Annotated in this window: 15 protein-coding genes and 1 tRNA gene; 8 read left to right on the top strand and 8 right to left on the bottom strand. The window is 67.0% G+C overall.

Annotated features, from left to right (window positions below; all coding sequences use genetic code 11):
- Nucleotides 1-14: 14 nt before the first annotated feature.
- Nucleotides 15-1,730 carry a methionine--tRNA ligase gene (metG, locus tag ACN2C7_RS09120; protein ID WP_419321199.1) on the bottom strand — a complete coding sequence of 572 codons (1,716 nt, stop codon included), beginning with the start codon at nucleotides 1,728-1,730 and terminating at the stop codon, nucleotides 15-17.
- 169 nt (nucleotides 1,731-1,899) lie between these two features.
- Here metG and ACN2C7_RS09115 point away from each other — a divergent pair, with 169 nt between their 5' ends.
- Both ACN2C7_RS09115 and ACN2C7_RS09110 read left to right on the top strand, forming a co-directional pair.
- Complete coding sequence (locus ACN2C7_RS09115) at nucleotides 1,900-2,313, top strand: DUF1761 domain-containing protein (protein ID WP_419321198.1); 414 nt, start codon at nucleotides 1,900-1,902, stop codon at nucleotides 2,311-2,313.
- A 696-nt stretch (nucleotides 2,314-3,009) separates the two neighbouring features.
- Nucleotides 3,010-3,085: transfer RNA gene (locus tag ACN2C7_RS09110), tRNA-Thr, on the top strand.
- Between the two features lie 5 nt (nucleotides 3,086-3,090).
- Here ACN2C7_RS09110 and ACN2C7_RS09105 read toward each other — a convergent pair.
- Complete coding sequence (locus ACN2C7_RS09105; RefSeq protein WP_419321197.1) at nucleotides 3,091-4,197, bottom strand: L,D-transpeptidase family protein; 1,107 nt, start codon at nucleotides 4,195-4,197, stop codon at nucleotides 3,091-3,093.
- 80 nt (nucleotides 4,198-4,277) lie between these two features.
- On the opposite strand from ACN2C7_RS09105, the gene ACN2C7_RS09100 reads away from it, so the two are divergent.
- From ACN2C7_RS09100 to arfB, 3 genes are all read left to right on the top strand, one after another.
- Nucleotides 4,278-5,333, top strand: coding sequence for a D-alanyl-D-alanine carboxypeptidase family protein (locus ACN2C7_RS09100; protein WP_419321196.1), 1,056 nt, complete (start codon nucleotides 4,278-4,280; stop codon nucleotides 5,331-5,333).
- Between the two features lie 245 nt (nucleotides 5,334-5,578).
- A complete protein-coding gene (locus tag ACN2C7_RS09095; RefSeq protein WP_419255861.1) occupies nucleotides 5,579-6,028 on the top strand; it encodes a YaiI/YqxD family protein in 450 nt (149 codons plus the stop codon).
- A complete protein-coding gene (arfB, locus tag ACN2C7_RS09090; protein ID WP_419321194.1) occupies nucleotides 6,025-6,447 on the top strand; it encodes an alternative ribosome rescue aminoacyl-tRNA hydrolase ArfB in 423 nt (140 codons plus the stop codon). The genes ACN2C7_RS09095 and arfB overlap by 4 nt, the downstream gene beginning before the upstream one ends.
- On the opposite strand, the gene ACN2C7_RS09085 is transcribed toward arfB, so the two are convergent.
- From ACN2C7_RS09085 to ACN2C7_RS09075, 3 genes are all read right to left on the bottom strand, one after another.
- Nucleotides 6,444-6,992 (bottom strand): MarR family winged helix-turn-helix transcriptional regulator, encoded by a 549-nt coding sequence (locus tag ACN2C7_RS09085; RefSeq protein ID WP_419321193.1) that lies wholly within the window; start codon nucleotides 6,990-6,992, stop codon nucleotides 6,444-6,446. The genes arfB and ACN2C7_RS09085 overlap by 4 nt on opposite strands.
- A 179-nt stretch (nucleotides 6,993-7,171) precedes the next feature.
- Nucleotides 7,172-7,387, bottom strand: coding sequence for a hypothetical protein (locus ACN2C7_RS09080; RefSeq protein WP_419251642.1), 216 nt, complete (start codon nucleotides 7,385-7,387; stop codon nucleotides 7,172-7,174).
- A 51-nt stretch (nucleotides 7,388-7,438) separates the two neighbouring features.
- Nucleotides 7,439-7,942, bottom strand: a complete 504-nt coding sequence (locus ACN2C7_RS09075) for a GcrA family cell cycle regulator (RefSeq protein ID WP_419321192.1) — start codon at nucleotides 7,940-7,942, stop codon at nucleotides 7,439-7,441.
- 286 nt (nucleotides 7,943-8,228) lie between these two features.
- Between ACN2C7_RS09075 and ACN2C7_RS09070 the strand changes: the two genes are divergently transcribed.
- The 3 genes from ACN2C7_RS09070 to ACN2C7_RS09060 are packed head-to-tail and all read left to right on the top strand — an operon-like array spanning nucleotide 8,229 to nucleotide 9,914.
- On the top strand, nucleotides 8,229-8,726 hold the full coding sequence (locus ACN2C7_RS09070; protein WP_419321191.1) for a c-type cytochrome: 498 nt from the start codon (nucleotides 8,229-8,231) through the stop codon (nucleotides 8,724-8,726).
- A complete protein-coding gene (locus ACN2C7_RS09065; RefSeq protein ID WP_419321190.1) occupies nucleotides 8,726-9,559 on the top strand; it encodes a nuclear transport factor 2 family protein in 834 nt (277 codons plus the stop codon). The genes ACN2C7_RS09070 and ACN2C7_RS09065 overlap by 1 nt, the downstream gene beginning before the upstream one ends.
- 1 nt (nucleotide 9,560) lies before the next feature.
- A complete protein-coding gene (locus ACN2C7_RS09060) occupies nucleotides 9,561-9,914 on the top strand; it encodes a nuclear transport factor 2 family protein (RefSeq protein ID WP_419321189.1) in 354 nt (117 codons plus the stop codon).
- Between the two features lie 100 nt (nucleotides 9,915-10,014).
- Here the strand turns inward: ACN2C7_RS09060 and ACN2C7_RS09055 are convergent, their stop codons facing one another.
- The 3 genes from ACN2C7_RS09055 to ACN2C7_RS09045 are packed head-to-tail and all read right to left on the bottom strand — an operon-like array spanning nucleotide 10,015 to nucleotide 16,654.
- Nucleotides 10,015-12,381: a transketolase gene (locus ACN2C7_RS09055; RefSeq protein ID WP_419321188.1), complete on the bottom strand. Its 2,367-nt coding sequence runs from the start codon at nucleotides 12,379-12,381 to the stop codon at nucleotides 10,015-10,017.
- Nucleotides 12,382-12,395: 14 nt separating this feature from the next.
- Entirely contained in the window at nucleotides 12,396-15,533 is a 3,138-nt protein-coding gene (locus ACN2C7_RS09050; RefSeq protein ID WP_419321187.1) for an efflux RND transporter permease subunit, read from the bottom strand.
- Complete coding sequence (locus tag ACN2C7_RS09045; RefSeq protein WP_419321186.1) at nucleotides 15,533-16,654, bottom strand: efflux RND transporter periplasmic adaptor subunit; 1,122 nt, start codon at nucleotides 16,652-16,654, stop codon at nucleotides 15,533-15,535. The genes ACN2C7_RS09050 and ACN2C7_RS09045 overlap by 1 nt, the downstream gene beginning before the upstream one ends.
- Nucleotides 16,655-16,708 lie beyond the last annotated feature (54 nt).

The raw sequence follows: 16,708 nt of genomic DNA, 5'->3' as shown, positions 1-16,708 counted from the left end.
GTCGCGGATGAAGATCACCCCTCTTCCGCCCCGCCGAAGCGGGCCGTCCATTCGGCGATCATGTCCTCGTCGATCTTCTTGAACAGCACTTCGGGCGCGCGCACCGACAGGCCGACCGGCAGCGATGACAGCTCGACCGCCGCATCGTTGCTTGGCCAGGCGGCCGGGAAGTCCAGCGAGAAGGCTTCCGCGATCTTCTCGGCCGCGAACGGGATGAACGGCGTCGAGATCTTGGCGTACAGCGCCGCCAGGTTCAGGGCCGTGCGAACGATCACAGCGGCGCGGTCGCGGTCGGTCTTGATCGCGGTCCACGGCGCAGCTTCCTGCAGATACTCGTTGCCGACCACCCACAGAGCGCGCAGCGCCTGGGCGCTCTTGCGCACCTCGATGGCGTCCATCTGTTCGGCCAGATCGGCCAGGCGGGCCGAGACGTCGGCGAACAGCTTTTCTTCCAGCGGACCCGGCTGGCCGCCCTCCGGCACCACGCCGTCGAACTTGCCCTCGGTGAACTTCAGGATGCGGTTGATGAAATTGCCCAGCACGTCGGCCAGGTCGCGGTTCACCGAACTGGCGAACATCTCCCAGGTGAAGGCGGTATCCGAGCTCTCCGGCGCGTTCGACGTCAGGTACCAGCGCCAGAAGTCGGGCGGCAGAATCTCCAGCGCCGCGTCCATGAACACACCGCGCTTGGAGCTGGTCGAGAACTTGCCGCCATACCAGTTGAGCCAGTTGAAGGCCTTGAGCATGTCGACGCTCTTCCACGGCTCTTCCGAGCCCAGGATCGTCGCCGGGAAGCTGACGGTGTGGAACGCCACATTGTCCTTGCCCATGAACTCGACATAGCGGACGTCGTCAGCGCCGGCGTCCGTGCGCCACCAGCGCTGCCAGTCGCGGCCCTCTTCCGCATCGGCCCATTCCTGGGTGGCGGCGATGTATTCGATCGGGGCGTCGAACCAGACGTAGAAGACCTTGCCTTCCATGCCCGGACGCGGCGCGCCGTCCTTGACCACCGGCACGCCCCAGGCCAGGTCGCGGGTGATGCCGCGGTCGATCAGGCCCTCATCCAGGAACTTGTAGGCGATCGACTTGGCCAGGATCGGCCAGTCGCCATGGGTGTCGACCCAGGCGCGGATCTTGTCGGCCATCTTGGTCTGCAGCAGATAGAGGTGGCGGGTGTCGCGCACCTCCAGGTTCCGCGAGCCCGAGATCACCGAATAGGCGTTCTTCAGGTCGGTGGGATCCAGCAGGTTGCCGCAGTTATCGCACTGGTCGCCGCGCGCCTTCTCGAAGCCGCAGTGCGGGCAGGTGCCCTCGATATAGCGGTCGGGCAGGAAGCGCTTGTCGTCGATGGAATAGACCATCTGGTCGACGCGTTCCTCAATCAGGCCATTGGCCTCAAGAACTTCGGCGAAGTGCTGGGTCAGCTTGCGGTTCTGCGGCGAGGACGAGCGGCCAAACCAGTCCCACGACAGGCCGAACGCCGCGGCGACGTCGCGCTGCAGAATGTGCTGCTCGGCGCAGTAGGTCTCGACATCCTGGCCGGCGGCGGCGGCGGCCAGCTCGGCCGGCGTGCCGTGCTCGTCGGTGGCGCAGATATAGAGCGTCTCATTGCCCCGGGCCCGCTGGAAGCGCGCATAGACGTCGGCCGGCAGCATCGATCCCGCCAGATTGCCCAGGTGCTTGATGCCGTTGATGTACGGCAGGGCGGAGGTGATCAGGATACGAGCCATGAGGCGCAAATCTTCCGGGGAGTCAGGGATCAAGGAAACAGGCGTTCGCATATAGAAGGCCGGGCCGCGAAACAAAAGCGCCGGACCGTTGACCAAACATCGTTATGCAGCTTCCCTTCCCCTGGGGGAGCCGGACAGACCGATCCGGCCCCATCGGGGGACAACGTCTATGAAGAGCATCAACTGGCTGGGCCTCGTCGCGGCCCTGGTCGTCGGACAGATCATCGGCATCGTCTGGTATGGCGCGGTCCTCAGCGACGCCTGGATGGCGGCGATGGAAATGACCGAAGCCGAGTTTGTCGGGACCGAGTGGCGGATGAGCCTGGGCTTCGTCAACATGGTCATCATCCTGATCGGCCTGGACTGGCTGATCGGCCGGCTGGACGCCCGCAGCTGGATGGGCGGCGCCAGGGTGGCCCTTGCCGCCTGCGTGTTCTTCGCCCTGACAGTGGTCAGCCTCGACTACGTCTACGCGGCCGGCAACCTGCCGCTGCTGTGGATCGATGGCGGCTATCAATTGCTGACCTATGTGATCGGCGGGGCGCTGCTGGGCGGACTGAGGTTGAAGCCGAAGGCGGGGTGACACGGCGTCTCGACCTCGCGCTTTCACTGCGAGGGTGATGGAAAGAGTCGCGGAGCGTCCGGGCTCGCCCGGAGATGAAATAGAACTAACCGTTTCGACGAAGCCGTCCGCTCCGCGTGGTCGTTTTCCATCAGCGTCCCAGCGGGTGGCCCAGTTGGGGCCTTACCGGAACCCGGAAGCTTCGGTTTCCCGAAGTCCCGGAGGTCGGGGGGCGTGGGGCCAATTCTGACCAACACTCGCCTTGATCCCCGTCCACGCCGACGGCGGGCGGGTCCTGCAACGCCAGGATCCCCGGACGCGCTTCAGTATCCCCCTGAAGCCCAGCCCCGCTCGATCACCCCCCGCCGCCGCAATGGTCGCTGGCCTTGCGCCCTTTCCTCGCGACGAGGTGGGTACAGAATACGGGAGGTTTTAAGAGGGCTGCGTCGATTGTCTGGACGCCCATACAAGTCCTCCCCCTAGCGGGGGAGGCGATCGCGCAGCGATCGGAGGGGGAAGTGCTGCTGAATCAATGCGGTGTTCCCCCATCGGCCACCGGCCGCCTCCCCCTTCAGGGGGAGGACTTGGGACGTCTATCCCCGTGCCCATCCGGGGACGGCGCGATCGCAATCCCCTTGGTCGGCGCAGACACCAAAGCCATTGCCCACCAGCGGTCCGGACGCTAAGGAAGCCTCCGTCCGCTTCGCGCGGCGATTGGCCGGTTTAGCTCAGCTGGTAGAGCAGCGGTTTTGTAAACCGAAGGTCGCGGGTTCGATTCCTGCAACCGGCACCATTCCCCTAAGACGCCCTGGCCTCTGCGCCCAGGAACACCACCCTGGCGCCCTTCTGGACCGCCGCGCCCAGTTCGGCGGCGTCCCAGTTGGTCAGGCGCACGCAGCCGTGCGAGGCGCGCTTGTTGACCAGCCGGGGATCGGGCGTGCCGTGGATGCCGTAGGTGTCCTTGGTCAGGTCGATCCAGGTCGAGCCGACCGGATTGTTGGGCCCGGCCTTGATCGTCAGCTTGCCCTTGGGCTTGCCGAAGGTCAGGCGCGTGGGGTCATAGGTATAGGTCGGCCGGGGCGCGACGGTGTTGACCGCCCACTCGCCGGTCGGGGCCGGGCGCTCGGTGCTGCCGACCGTGGCCGGATAGACCGCCAGCAGGGCGGACTGGTCATCGAAGGCGCGGACCTGCCCCCGGGCCTTGTCGATCTCGATGCGCGCCACCTTGCCGGCCAGCTTGTCAGGACCGACGGCCGCGACGACGATGGACGTCCCGGCCGCCGTGAAATCGACGCCGGGATTGAGGGCGCGCAGCAAGGCCTCGTCCATGTGGAAGCGTTCGGCCAGGGCCTCGACCACGTCGCCAAACGACAGGGCCGGCAACCTGGCCATGGCTTCATAGTCACCCTTGGGGATGTTGGGCTGGAAGGGACCGGCGACATCCTCGGCGGTGACGACATAGTCGGTCATCACCGGTCCGCCATCGCCGGCGACCAGAGCGTCGAACGAGACCTTGTCCAGCTTGCCATTGACCGGCAGGCCCCTGGCGGCCTGGAAGGCCTCCAGCGCCAGGGTGACATTGGTCCCGGGCCGTCCGTCGATCACGCCGGGCGACAGATGGGCGCGGTCCAGCAGGACCTGGGCGCGGATCATCGCTGTCTTCAGGCCCTCCGGATCGACCACGGCCGGATCAAGGACGGCCGCATCGATCGCCCGGGCCTGGGGCCAGGCGGAGGCCGTCACGGGGGCGGGCGGCGCGGCAATCACGGGTACATTGGTCTGGGCTGCCGCCGGCGCGGGCGGCGCGACCGCCGCCGCCTGGGGTTCCGAGGCCGGGTCCGAGCACGCCGTCGTGGCGAAGAGACAGCCAAGCATAAGGGCGACGGAGCGCGGATCGAAGGGCATGGTGGAAACTCCAGACGGAACGACTGCCGGTCTGAAGCCTTCAGTCATGGCGAAGTTCCAAGACGCTTGGGGAGAAACGGTTGAAGCTGCTGCGCCCCCTGACCTGGATCTTCGGCCTGCTCACCCTGGCGGTCGCCGCGTTCGTCGTCTGGGTCGTCTGGCCTGGCGATGACCCCGTTCCATCGCCGCTGGTGACCGATCAGCCGCCGCCGTGGGAACAGCAGGCCGCGACGCAGTACATTCCCTCGGTCGATCCGCCCGCTTCCGCTCCCGACGTTCAGCCCGACGAGAACTGCGAGTCCCGCCGGGCCCCGGCCGGTGCGCGCGGCGCCAACACGGCCTCGCTGAGCCGCATGATCTGGTATCCGTTCGGCCGGCCTGAGGTTGGCTGGGAGATCTATGCGCCCCGCATCGCGGCCGAGATCCACACACGCTGCGCGCCCTCCACCCCGGGTTTCGCGGCGGCCCTGGCGGTCTGGCAACGAGCCCACGGACTGCAACCGTCCGGAATCCTGGACGCGACGACCTTCCAGCCGATGCTCCGCGGCTGGCACCTGGAGCGACCATTCGCTCGGATCAACGCCCAGGGGATGTGTCCCGGCGCGCCGCCGCTTTCGGCCCTGGAAACCGCGCGGGCCGGGGAAAGCTATGGCGGCAAGACGATTCAGCTGCGCCCCGGGGCGCTGGACGCCTACCGCCAGATGGTCAGCCAGGCCAAGGCGGCCGGCGTGGTCCCTCGCCCCGAGATCCTGACCATCTTCTCCGGCTACCGCGATCCGGCCGCCGACGCCGAGCGCTGCGCGCGGGACAACAATTGCCAGGGCCTGGTGCGCTCCATCTGCTCAGCCCATCGCACCGGCCTGGCCATGGACATCTACATCGCCGCCGCCCCGGGCTTTGGCCCTGACAGCTCGGCCGACGACAATCGCCGGGCCATGGCCCGCTCGGACGTGTTCCAGTGGATGATCGTCAACGCCGGACGCTTTGGCTTCGTCAACTATCCCTACGAGCCCTGGCATTGGGAATGGACCGGCGAGCCCTTGCTGCCGGGCGTGCCGATCAAGAGCTTGCCGCAGGCCGGATCGACCCCGGTGGATCCCACCCCTGTGCCGGGGCCGTTGCGTCTTCCGCGCTAGGGAACCGGTTTCGCTGTCGCGCGCTTATCGTGCAGGTTCGAGACCTATCCCCTCCCCCCCCTCGATCCCCCCTTGTACCGCGCCCGCATGCGCGGCCAATTCTCTCCAGCCCCTTGCGCCTCGCGCATCGGGCTGGAGCTTTTCTTTCCCCTCACCTTGAAGCCTCTCTCTTCCCAGGCAGCGCCCATGCTATGCGCGTGGCCGTATTCCTTGAGAGCCTCGCCGTGAACGCCCCTCGCCCGCCCGTGATCTTCATCGACGCCGACGCCTGCCCGGTGAAGGACGAGATCTACAAGGTCGCCGCGCGCTACGGGCTGAAGACCTTCGTGGTCTCCAATAGCTGGATCCGTGTGCCCCTGACGCCGGCCGTCGAGCAGGTGGTGGTCGACGCCGGCCCCGACATCGCCGACGACTGGATCGCCGAACGCGCCCAGCCCGGCGACGTCGCCGTGACCAACGACATTCCCCTGGCCGATCGGGTGCTGAAGGCCGGCGCCGCGGCGCTCGCGCCCAATGGCCGGATCTTCACGCCGGACATGATCGGCTCGGCCCTGGCCTCGCGATCGATCGGCGAGCATCTGCGCTCGATGGGCGAGATCACCGGCGGCCCCAAGGCCTTCGGCCCCAACGACCGCAGCAAGTTCCTGCAGGCCCTCGACACCGTGGTGGTCAAGGCCACGCGAGGGCGGCGATGATCGAGATCACCAGCTGGCTGCGCATCGACGACGACGAGATCATCGAGAAGGCGACCCGCGCCTCGGGCCCCGGCGGCCAGCACGTCAACAAGACCTCGACCGCCATCGAGCTGCGCTTTGATGTGAGGAACTCCCCCACCCTGCCCGAGGACGTCAAGGCGCGGCTGGAGACGCTGGGTGGCAGCCGCATGACCCTGGACGGCGTGCTGGTGCTGTTCGCCCAGGGCAGCCGCTCGCAGGAAATGAACCGCCAGGAAGCACGCGACCGGCTGATCGACCTGATCAAGCGCGCAACGGAAAAGCCCAAACCTCGCCGCCCGACCAAGCCGACCTATTCCAGCAAGCTCAAGCGGCTGGAGACCAAGGGCAAGCGGGCGGGGATCAAGACGCTGCGGGGCAAGCCCAGGGGCGAAGACTAAACCGTCAGCGGCTCGGCGCGCTGGTTGAAGCCCAGGACATCCTGCTTCCACTCAGGCTCTTCGATCAGTCCACCCAGCATCTTCTTGAGGTAGCCCGTCATCGTGACCTGCTCCTCGGCGGTCAGCTCGCTGCAGACCTCGGCGTTGAGCGGGCGGATGTCGGCGCGGATGCGGGTGAGCAGAGCGTCGCCGGCGGCGGTCAGGCTGACCACCACGATGCGGCGGTCCGTCGGCGAGGCCTTGCGCTCGACAAGGCCGTCGCGGATCAGGCCGTCGATCGAGCGCGTCAGGGTCGTGCGGTCGCTGGCCGAAAGCTTGGCCAGGCGGGTCATGGAGCATTCACCGAAGCGCCGCAGGGCGACCATGGCGATCCATTTTGGAAAGCTCAGGCCGTGCCGCGCGATGCAGTCGGAGGCCAGCGAGCGGCGATGCTGCTCGGTCTGATAAAGCAGATAGCTGAGATAGCTTGGCAGCGGCACGACGAACTCTTCCCCGGTGTCCTGAACCCGCATTTCGTCCCCCCGGTCGTGCGTGGGCGCTTTCATGTCACGAGGCCCTAGCCTGCGCAACCGAGGTCAGACCACCGCGACGTAAAATTGAGCGCGATCGCACCAGTCCCCTCTCTGGCGCGCGTCTTGGGCGCAAAAGAAACCCCGCGAGAGGGGCTCGCGGGGTCAAGGCAGGGTGGAGTCGTTCAGGGGAGTTTCGAGGATCTCAGGGATGGTCAGGCGTTGGCGACAGCCCGGTTGCGGGCCCGGCCACGGCTGAGCCAGTCGTCGGGATAGGTCTCGCGCACGGTGATCGACTTGAACTGGCTGACGGGGATGCGCGCTGCATCGCCAGGGTTAAGATCGCGCGACACCGAATGGCCGGCGAACTCTTCAATGATCGTGATCACCTGGCTGCTGCCGGCGGTGTTTTCGATAAGGACCATGTTCATGGGAATCTACTCAAGGCAGGCGGTGAAGATTTGAATGGGGGTGGATCGGCCTCAGCCGAGGCGCTGCTGGATCCGTTTTTCCGGGACGCCCTGGCGGCTCCACGTCTCGATCTCGCCGGCCGACTGGAAGCGACGGAAGGCGCCCCGGGCGTGCTGGTCGCAATAGGAGGCGCGCTTGGGCTTCTCGCGGCCGCAGAAGCCGAAATCGTTCTGGTCGGGATTGCCGATCGGCCACCGGCAGGAATGGATTTCGAGGCCGAGGATGCCAGAGGTCGGCTCCAGGTCGACGATGATCGGCGCAGCGCGGATGACCGGGATGCGGGCCGGCGCTATCGCGTTCGCCTGACGGGTCCTGACCGGGATGCGGCTAGGCGAGCGAGCCGACGAGGCGCGTGGGCGAAGGGGCGTCTCGCGAGCCGTGATGCCCAAGCGGTGCACCTTGCCGATCACGGCGCTGCGGCTGACGCCGCCCAGCTGTCGGGCCACCTGGCTGGCGCTCATGCCTTCCAGCCACAGCTTCTTCAAAACCGCAGTCCGCTCTTCGTTCCAGTCCATCTTGATTTTCCCAACCCAAGGCGGGGCAGCCCCCCCGCCTCTTTTCGGTAGGATCATGGTTAACGGTCGTCAAATATTTATGTGCAGACCCACGGTTCGCGAATTCACCTTTCGTGAGTGGAATCATGATCGTACCAACAATTGTCGCAGGGCCCCCGTCTGAACCGTGGCGGAAGCTTGACGGCATAACGTCGTTACACGAGAAATTGTGGCTCAGAACCTAGGCTGTAATTGAATGTGGCGCGGCGTCGCATAGTTTGCGTCCAAGTGTCGCTCGAGGATTTTCATGCGCGTCTTTCACTCCGCCGCCATCGCGGCGCTCTGCGTCATTCTGACAGCCTGTTCCAAGGATGACGACAAGACGCAGAGCGCGTCTGAGGTCGCACCCGCTGTCGCCGCCGGCCCGAACGAGGCTGAAAAGGTCGCCTTGTTGGCCACGCTTCCCGCCCCCTACAACACGGGTGACCTGGCCAATGGTCAGCGCAAGTTCGCACTCTGCCGCTCTTGCCACACCATCGCCGAGGGCGGCCCGTCCCTGACCGGCCCCAACCTGTACGGGGTGTTTGGCCGCCAGGCCGGCGCTGTCGCCGACTACGCCTATTCTCCGGCGGTCAAGGCCGCCGGCTTCGTCTGGGACGGCGAGCATCTCGACAAGTGGCTGGCCGATCCGCGCGGCTTCCTCCCGGGAACCAAGATGTCGTTTGCGGGCCTCAAGGATCCCAAGGATCGCATCGATCTGATCGCCTATCTGAAGGTCGAGACGGGCTTCAAGCCGGCGTCCTGATGATTGAGGCCGAGGCGCTGCTGACCCGGCTCTTCGAAGCCTTCAATCGCCACGACTTCCCGGCGGTCGCGGCCGGATTGTGCGACGACGTCGACTGGCCCGATCAGACCCGGGGCGGCCGTCTGGTGGGCCATGCGGCGGTGCGCGACTACTGGGATTCCAACAGCCAGTTCATTCACGTGGAGGTGACGCCCATCGCTTTCGCGATCGAGGATGACGGCCGGGTGCGGGTCGATGTCAACCAGGTGGTGCGCGGTGCGACGGGCAGCCTGTGGTCCGACATTCAGCTGCGGCAGTACTACACGCTGCGCGATGGCCAGGTTTCGCGCATGGATATCGAACACCTGGACCGACCGCCCCCGCGCCCTGACACCCTCGCAAACCCGCAAGCTGACGCTCAATCGCGCCCTCGCCGGCGGATGGAGGGCGCCCTGCCCCCCCGAATGGACGGCCACAAGGACGGGGTTGCCGCGGACGCTTCAGTGGAAGCCCTGCTGAGCGCGCTCTACAACGCGATCGACCGTCAGGACATTGACGCGGTCATGGCGCTCTTCGAGCCGGACGCTCGCATCCCCGACGGTCTGGAAAGCGAAACCCTGGTCGGACAGGACCAGATCCGGGCCTACTATCTGCGCCAGTTCGCGCTGATCCATGTCAGCCTGTCGCTGCTCTCTACCCGCCAGATGTCCGATGGCCGGGTCGAGGCCTGTCTGCACGTGCAGGTGCGCGGCGCACAAGGCGGGCCTTGGGGGGAAGGCCAGATCCAGGCGACCTACCGCCTGCGCGCGGGCAGGATCAGCGAAATGGTTGTCAATTCGACGGCCGGACTCTGAGATGCGCCACGAGCGATCCCTGCTGGCCAAGGCCTATGAAGCCTACAATGCGCGAAACCCCCTGGCGCTGGGGGCGTTACTGCATGCAGACGCCGCGTGGCCCAACAGCCTGGAAGGCGGGGTCCTGCAGGGCCGCGCGGCTGTTGTCGACTACTTTGCCCGGCAGTTCGACCTGATGCAGCTGGACGCCCGCCAGGTGACCGTCCGCGAAGAGCCGCCGGCCAGGATCGTGCTCGACATCCAGTACGCGGTCCGAAGCCGCGACGGCCAGCTGTGGTCCGACACGCGCGCGGTGCTGGCCTACGACTTCGCCGACGGCCTGATCCGGCGCATGACGATCCTGGACGGCCTCTAGAGCAAAGGTCGCCATGATTGAATCATGTCGTTTGCTCTAGATTCTTGTTTTGACGCGTTATTTCGGCGGCGAACCGGTATCCACTTCGCCGAATAACGCTCTAGGCCAGCAGGTCCGCGCAGGCGTCGAGCACGGCGTCCGCGTCCAGGCGATACCTGGCATAGAGGTCGGGCAGATCACCGGACTGGCCGAAGGTCTCCAGCCCCAGCGCCCGCACCCGCTGACCGCGCACTGAACCCAGCCACGACAGCGCCAGGGGTGATCCGTCCGTCAGGGTGACCAGACCGGCGTCGCGATCCAGCGTCGACAGCAGGGTCTCGATGGTCGAGGCCCCCGGGGGGTTCTGGGCGCCCTCCCCCGTCCAGCGCGCACGTCCGCCGCGCGTCCAGTCGCGGTGCAGGACGTCGGCCGAGGTCACGGCCAGCAGGCCGGCCTCAGGCATGTCTTCCGACAGGGCCTCGAACGCCGCCAGGGCCTCGGGCGCCAGGGCGCCGCTGAAGACCAGGGCCAGCCGCGCGCCGGGCGCAGGCGGCCTCAGCCAGTAGGCGCCGTCGATCGTTCCCTGCCGCCAGGCGTCATCCGCCCGCTCGGGCTGGGCGATCACCCGGGTCGACAGCCGCAGATAGGTCGAGGCGCCGTCGGGGTCCTGAATGCGTTCAAAGGCGCGGGCCATCAGGACCGCCGTCTCGTCGGCATAAGCCGGCTCGTAGGTGTCGAGACCCGGCTGGGCCATGCCGATCACCGGCCCGTTGATCGACTGGTGCGCGCCGCCCTCCGGCGCCAGGGTCAGGCCGCTGGGGGTGGCGACCAGCAGAAAGCGGGCGTCCTGGTAGCAGGCATAGTTCAGCGCATCGAGACCGCGCGCGATAAACGGATCGTACAGTGTGCCGACTGGGAACAGCCGTTCGCCAAACAGCGGCGCGGTCAGGCCCAGGGCCGCCAGGACGATGAACAGGTTGTTCTCGGCGATGCCCAGCTCAATGTGCTGCCCCGTCTCGACCATCGACCACACCTGGGCCGAAGGGATGCGCCGGCGCTTGAAGACGTCCTCGTGCGCGCGGCGATGGAAGACGCCGCGTCGGTTGACGAACCCGCCCAGATTGGTCGAGACGGTGACATCGGGCGAGGTGGTCACCACCCGGCCCGAGAACTCGTCGCTGCGGCGCGAAATCTCGAACATCACCTTGCCGAACGCCGCCTGGGTGGATTGTTCGCCACCTCCGGCGACGGCCTCCAGCAGTTCGTCAGCGCTGGGTGTCGGGATGGCCGGCGCCACGTGCTGGCGCTGGACGTCGGCGGCGAAGGGCGCGCGGGCGATCAGGCCCTTGAGGGCCGTACGCTCGGCGCTGGACAGGCCCGACAGCGGATCCCACTCCTCGCCCTCGACCACGCCCAGACGCTGGCGCAGCTCGGCGATCTGGGTCGGGGTCATCAGGCCCGAATGGTTGTCCTTGTGGCCCTGGAACGGCAGGCGCAGGCCCTTGACGGTATAGGCGATGAAAAAGCGCGGGGCGTCGTCGTGGCTGGCGCGCTCGAAGGCCTCCAGCAGCGTCTCCAGGCAATGGCCGCCCAGCTCGGTCATCAACTCGGCAAGATCGATATCCTTGTAGGATGCGATCAGGGCCAGGGTGTCGGCATGGTCGGCCAGGTCAGCGTTCAAACGCTCGCGCCAGGCTGCGCCGCCCTGATAGGTCAGGGCCGAATAGAGATCGTTAGGAGCCGTCTCGATCCAGGTGCGCAGCGCCTCGCCGCCCGGCCTGGAAAAGGCATCGCGCTGGCGCCGGGACCATTTCAGCGTCTCGACCGTCCAGCCTGCGGCCTCGAAGATCTCGCCATAGCGGGTGAACATCCGGTCCTGGGTGGTCGCGTCCAGGCTCTGGCGGTTGTAGTCGACGATCCACCAGGTGTTGCGGACGTCGTGCTTGCAGGCCTCGATGAGGGCCTCGTAGATGTTGCCCTCATCCAGCTCGGCGTCGCCCAGCAGCGAGATCATCCGGCCCATGGCCTCGGGCTTCACCGCCCCGCGCGCCGCCAGATAGTCCTGGGCCAGCGAGGCGAAGGCGGTCATGGCCACGCCCAGACCCACCGAGCCGGTGGAGAAGTCGACATCGTCGACATCCTTGGTGCGCGACGGATAGGACTGCGCGCCGCCCAGCGAACGGAAACGCTTGAGGTTGTCCAGGCTCTGACGGCCAAACAGGTGCTGGATGGCGTGGAACACAGGGCTGGCATGCGGCTTGACCGCCACCCGGTCCTGCGGCCGCAGCGCCTTCATGTAGAGCGCCGTCATCAGGGTGGTCATCGAGGCGCAGGAGGCCTGATGCCCGCCGACCTTCAGGCCGTCGCGGCTCTCGCGCAGGTGGTTGGCGTTGTGGATCGTCCACGAGGCCAGCCAGAGAATGCGTTCCTCGATGCGGCGAAGGAGCGCAATCTCCTGCCGCTTCGCGGTCATTGAGCCGTCAGGCATGCTTCCTCACCGGTTTATGCCGGTGAGGATTGCCCCTCACCGCTTTGTTCCCGGGCTTCATAGTCCTCGATCTGCCGCGCCGTCCACTCCGGAGACTTCGTGTAGCGAGCCAGCAGGTTGTAGAACACCGGCACCACGAACAGGGTCAGCAGGGTGGCGAAGATCGCGCCCATGAAGATCACGGCGCCGATGGTCTGACGGCTGCCGGCGCCGGCTCCGGTCCACAGCACCAGCGGCAGGGCACCCATGGCGGTGGCGATCGAGGTCATGATGATCGGCCTCAGGCGCAGGACGGCGGCTTCGATCACCGCCTCCTTCACTTTCAGGCCCTCGTCGCGCAGCTGGTTGGCGAACTCGACGATCAGAATGCCGTTCTTGGCCGCGATGCCGACCAGGATGATCAGGCCGATCTGGCTGTAGGTGTTGACGGTCGAGCCGGTCATCAGCAGGCCAAACAGCCCGCCCAGCACCGCCAGCGGCACGGTCATCATGATGACCGCCGGGTGGATCCAGCTTTCGAACTGCGCGGCCAGCACCAGGAAGACCAGCAACAGGGCCAGACCGAAGGCGACGCCGACAGCGCCCGAGGCTTCCAGATAGTCCTTGGCCTGACCGCCCCACTTGACGCTGACTCCAGGCGTTGGCCGGGAAGCGGCCTCCTCCTGCAGGAACTTCACCGCATCTTCGACGGTATAGCCCGGCGCCAGCTGCGCAGTCAGGGTGACGGAGCGCAGGCGGTCGACGCGGGGGCGGTCGGGCGTGTCACCGCGAAGCTGGGTGGTGACCACGGTCGACAGCGGCACCAGGGTTCCCGACTGGGTGCGCACCTGCAGCTGGTCCAGGTCGGCGACGCTGCGGCGTTGCTCCAGGGTTGACTGCAGGATCACGTCGTATTCCTGGCCGTTCTTGATGTAGGTCGTGGCGCGCCGCGAGCCGAACATGGTCTCCAGCGCCCGGCCGATGGACTGGGCCGAGATGCCCAGGCTGGCGGCCTTGTCGCGGTCGATCTGCACCGACAGTCGCGGCGAGGTCGGCTCGTAGTCGATGCGCGGACGCGACAGGCCCGGATTGTCCTGGGCAGCCTCCAGCATGGGCTTGAGCCAGTTGGCCAGCTCCACATAGTCGTTGCCGACCGCGATCAGGTCGACGTTCGTCCCGCCGCCACCGCCGCCGCCGCGCTGGAAGGCGCCGCGCACGCTGGCCACGGCGCGCACGCCGGTGATCTTGCTCAGGGTCTTGTTGAGTTCGGCGGCGACCTCGTCAGCCGTCTTGTCGCGCTCGCCCCAGTCCTTGAGCACCAACACGCCATTGCCGGTGTTGAACTGGCTCTGGCCAAAGCGCGGGACCGAGATGATCGTCCGGTCGGCGACGCCGTCGGCGCGGTACTTTTCAAGCTGGCGCTCGACCTCGTTGGCGGCCTTGACGGTGTAGTCGAAGCCCGCGCCCTCTGGGCCGTTGATGTTGATATCGACGCGGCCGCGATCCTCTGCCGGGACCATTTCCTTGGGCAGCATCACGAAGAGGCCGCCGGCGGCCGCCGCCAGAACGATGACCACGGCCCCGGTCGCCCAACTGGCGGCGCGAGCGGCCAGAAGACCTTCCAGCGAGTGGCGATAGCTGTCCTTCAGCCTGTCCATCGCCCAGTCGACCTTGCGGGCCAGCCAACCGCCGGTACCCGCCGGACGCAGCAGCTTGGAGGCCAGCATCGGCGACAGGGTGAAGGCCAGCAGGGCCGAGAACGCCACGGCCGCCGCGATGGCCACGGCCAACTCGACGAACAGACGGCCCGTATAGCCGGGCAGGAACATCAGCGGCGCGAAGACCGAGATCAGCACGACCGTCGTGGCGACCACCGCGAAGAACACCTGGCGCGTGCCGCGCAGGGCAGCCACGGGCGCGGGCTCGCCCTCATCAACCCGGCGCTGGATGTTCTCGACCACGACGATGGCGTCATCGACCACCAGGCCGACAGCCAGCACCAGAGCCAGCAGGGTCAGCAGATTGAGCGAAAAGCCCAGCGGCGCCAGGACGATGAAGGTCGACAGAATGCAGATCGGCGCGATGATCGACGGGATCAGCGCCGCCCGCCAGCTGCCCAGGAACAGCAGGTTGACCAGGGCCACCAGGCCGATCGAGATGCCCATGGTGACCCACACCTCGTGGATCGCCTCGGCGGTGAAGACCGAGTTGTCGACGGCCTTGATGAGTTGCGTGCCAGGGGGCAGCGTCTTGTTGATCTCCGCGATCTCGGCGTCGACCACCTTGGAGATGGCGACGTCATTGGCCTGCGACTGGCGGGTCAGGAAGATGCCGACCTGGTTGACCGTGTTGCCGCGGAAGATCTTCCGGCGCTCGTTGGAGCCCTCTTCCACACGCGCCACGTCGCCAAGCCTGACGACGAAACCACTGGCGTTGGCCGCCCGAAGCGGCAGTTTGACGAAGTCCTCCGGCTTGGAATAGCTGCGGGTCACCCGGATGGTGAAGTCCTTGCTGTCGCTCTCCAGCGACCCGGCGGGCAGTTCGACGTTCTGGCTGTTGAGGGCGTTCTCGACGTCGTCGACGGTCACGCCGCGGGCGGCCATCGCGTCGGGATTGAGCCAGATGCGCATGGCGTAGAGCTGGCCGTTCAGGCCGGCCTGGGCCACGCCGGGCACGGTCGACATCCGCTCGACCAGATAGCGGTCGGCATAGTCGGCCAGCTCCAGCGGCGACAGGCTGGTCGAGGTCAGGTTCAGAATGATGATCGGCGAGCTGTCGGCCGTGGCCTTGGCGATCTGCGGCGGATCGGCCTGGTCGGGCAGGTTGGCCGACACCCGGCTGACGGCGTCGCGCACGTCGTTGGCGGCGTCGTCCAGATCGCGGTCGAGCGTGAAGGTGATGCTGATCTGCGAACGGCCGTCGCGCGACGACGAATTGACCCGGTCGATGCCCTGAATGCCCGAGACCTGGCGCTCGATCACCTGGGTGATGCGCTCCTCGATCACTTCAGCCGAGGCGCCGCGATAGGCGGTCGAGACCGACACCACCGGCGGATCGACATTGGGCAGTTCGCGGATCGGCAGACCCGTGAAGGCGGCCAGGCCGATGACGCAGAGGAGGATCGCCGCAACGGCGGCGAAGACCGGGCGGCGGACGGAAAGATCCGAGATCATCAGTTAGCCTTGCGACCAGCGTCGCCGGCGCCGGCGCCGGGCTTCTTGCCACCTTGACCGCCGCCGATCGACGCGCCGTCCTGCACGCGGTTGAGGCCATCGGCCACGATCTTGTCGCCCGGCTTCACGCCCGAGCTGATCTCGACGAAACCGCCGGAGGCCAGACCGGTCTCGACATTGGTGCGACGCGCCACCTGGCCCTTGGGGCCCTTGACGATCAGGAACACCGAAGCCTGGGTGCCTTCGAACTGAACGGCGGCCTCGGGCACGGCGGGCGCGGTGCGCAGGCCTTGGTCGATGGACACCTTGACCAGCATGCCCGGCTTCAGGCGACCGCCCGGATTGGGGAACTCGGCGCGGGCCTTTACGGCGCGGGTGGTGGGATCGATCCGCGTGTCGATCTGGGCGATACGGCCCTGGAAGGTCTCACCCGGCAGGGCGTCAGGCCGCGCCGAGATCGGCAGGCCTTGGCGCAGGGTGGCCAGATAGCGGTCAGGCACCGAGAAATCGACGCGGATCACCGAAACATCGTCCAGGCTGACAATGGCCGTGCCGGGGCTGATCAGGGTGCCGGGCGCGACATCCGAAATGCCGACGCGACCCGAGAACGGCGCACGGATCACGCGGTCCAGCTTCTGGGCCTGAGCCGAGGCGACACCAGCGCGGGCCGTCTCGACGGCGGACAGATACTGCTCGGCGGTGGCGCGCGGCGCGACGCCGCGATCGGCCAAGGTCTTCCAGCGCTGATAGTCGCGCTCGGCCTGGGCCAGGCGCACCTTGGCCTCGGCGATGCCCGCGTCCTCGCTGGCCGACTTCAGATCAACCAGCACCTGGCCGCGCGATACGGCCTGGCCATCGACAAAGTGCACGGCCGTGATCATTTCGGCGGTATTGGACGTGATCGTCACCGACTGCAGTCCTTTGGCCACGCCAAGGACCTCGATGCGGTCGGTGAAGGGCCTGGACGACACGACAGTCTGGGAGACAGTCGTGGCCCGTCCGCCGCCAGGACCACCCTGGCCAGCCGCCTTTTGCCCGAACGCCAGCTTCATGCCCCCGACAACGAGCATGAGAACCACGGCGGCCAGCGCCGCCAAAAGGAAGAAGTGCCTGCGGATCAAGGAACGGACTCCAGGCGCCGAACAGAGTCGGCGGCGGCGACAAGGTGCGGGGAC

Source organism: Caulobacter sp. ErkDOM-E (assembly GCF_048541895.1).
Taxonomy (GTDB): Bacteria; Pseudomonadota; Alphaproteobacteria; order Caulobacterales; family Caulobacteraceae; genus Caulobacter.
The sequence above is the reverse complement of the archived record's forward strand: the minus strand, read 5'-3'. Positions and strand labels throughout refer to the sequence as shown.

Excerpts from the sequence above, each read along its gene's own strand:
- metG (WP_419321199.1), bottom strand. The coding sequence starts at position 1,730 with ATGGCTCGTATCCTGATCACCTCCGCCCTGCCGTACATCAACGGCATC.
- ACN2C7_RS09115 (WP_419321198.1), top strand. The coding sequence starts at position 1,900 with ATGAAGAGCATCAACTGGCTGGGCCTCGTCGCGGCCCTGGTCGTCGGA.
- ACN2C7_RS09105 (WP_419321197.1), bottom strand. The coding sequence starts at position 4,197 with ATGCCCTTCGATCCGCGCTCCGTCGCCCTTATGCTTGGCTGTCTCTTC.
- arfB (WP_419321194.1), top strand. The coding sequence starts at position 6,025 with ATGATCGAGATCACCAGCTGGCTGCGCATCGACGACGACGAGATCATC.
- ACN2C7_RS09085 (WP_419321193.1), bottom strand. The coding sequence starts at position 6,992 with ATGAAAGCGCCCACGCACGACCGGGGGGACGAAATGCGGGTTCAGGAC.
- ACN2C7_RS09080 (WP_419251642.1), bottom strand. The coding sequence starts at position 7,387 with ATGAACATGGTCCTTATCGAAAACACCGCCGGCAGCAGCCAGGTGATC.
- ACN2C7_RS09075 (WP_419321192.1), bottom strand. The coding sequence starts at position 7,942 with ATGGACTGGAACGAAGAGCGGACTGCGGTTTTGAAGAAGCTGTGGCTG.
- ACN2C7_RS09070 (WP_419321191.1), top strand. The coding sequence starts at position 8,229 with ATGCGCGTCTTTCACTCCGCCGCCATCGCGGCGCTCTGCGTCATTCTG.
- ACN2C7_RS09065 (WP_419321190.1), top strand. The coding sequence starts at position 8,726 with ATGATTGAGGCCGAGGCGCTGCTGACCCGGCTCTTCGAAGCCTTCAAT.
- ACN2C7_RS09060 (WP_419321189.1), top strand. The coding sequence starts at position 9,561 with ATGCGCCACGAGCGATCCCTGCTGGCCAAGGCCTATGAAGCCTACAAT.
- ACN2C7_RS09055 (WP_419321188.1), bottom strand. The coding sequence starts at position 12,381 with ATGCCTGACGGCTCAATGACCGCGAAGCGGCAGGAGATTGCGCTCCTT.
- ACN2C7_RS09050 (WP_419321187.1), bottom strand. The coding sequence starts at position 15,533 with ATGATCTCGGATCTTTCCGTCCGCCGCCCGGTCTTCGCCGCCGTTGCG.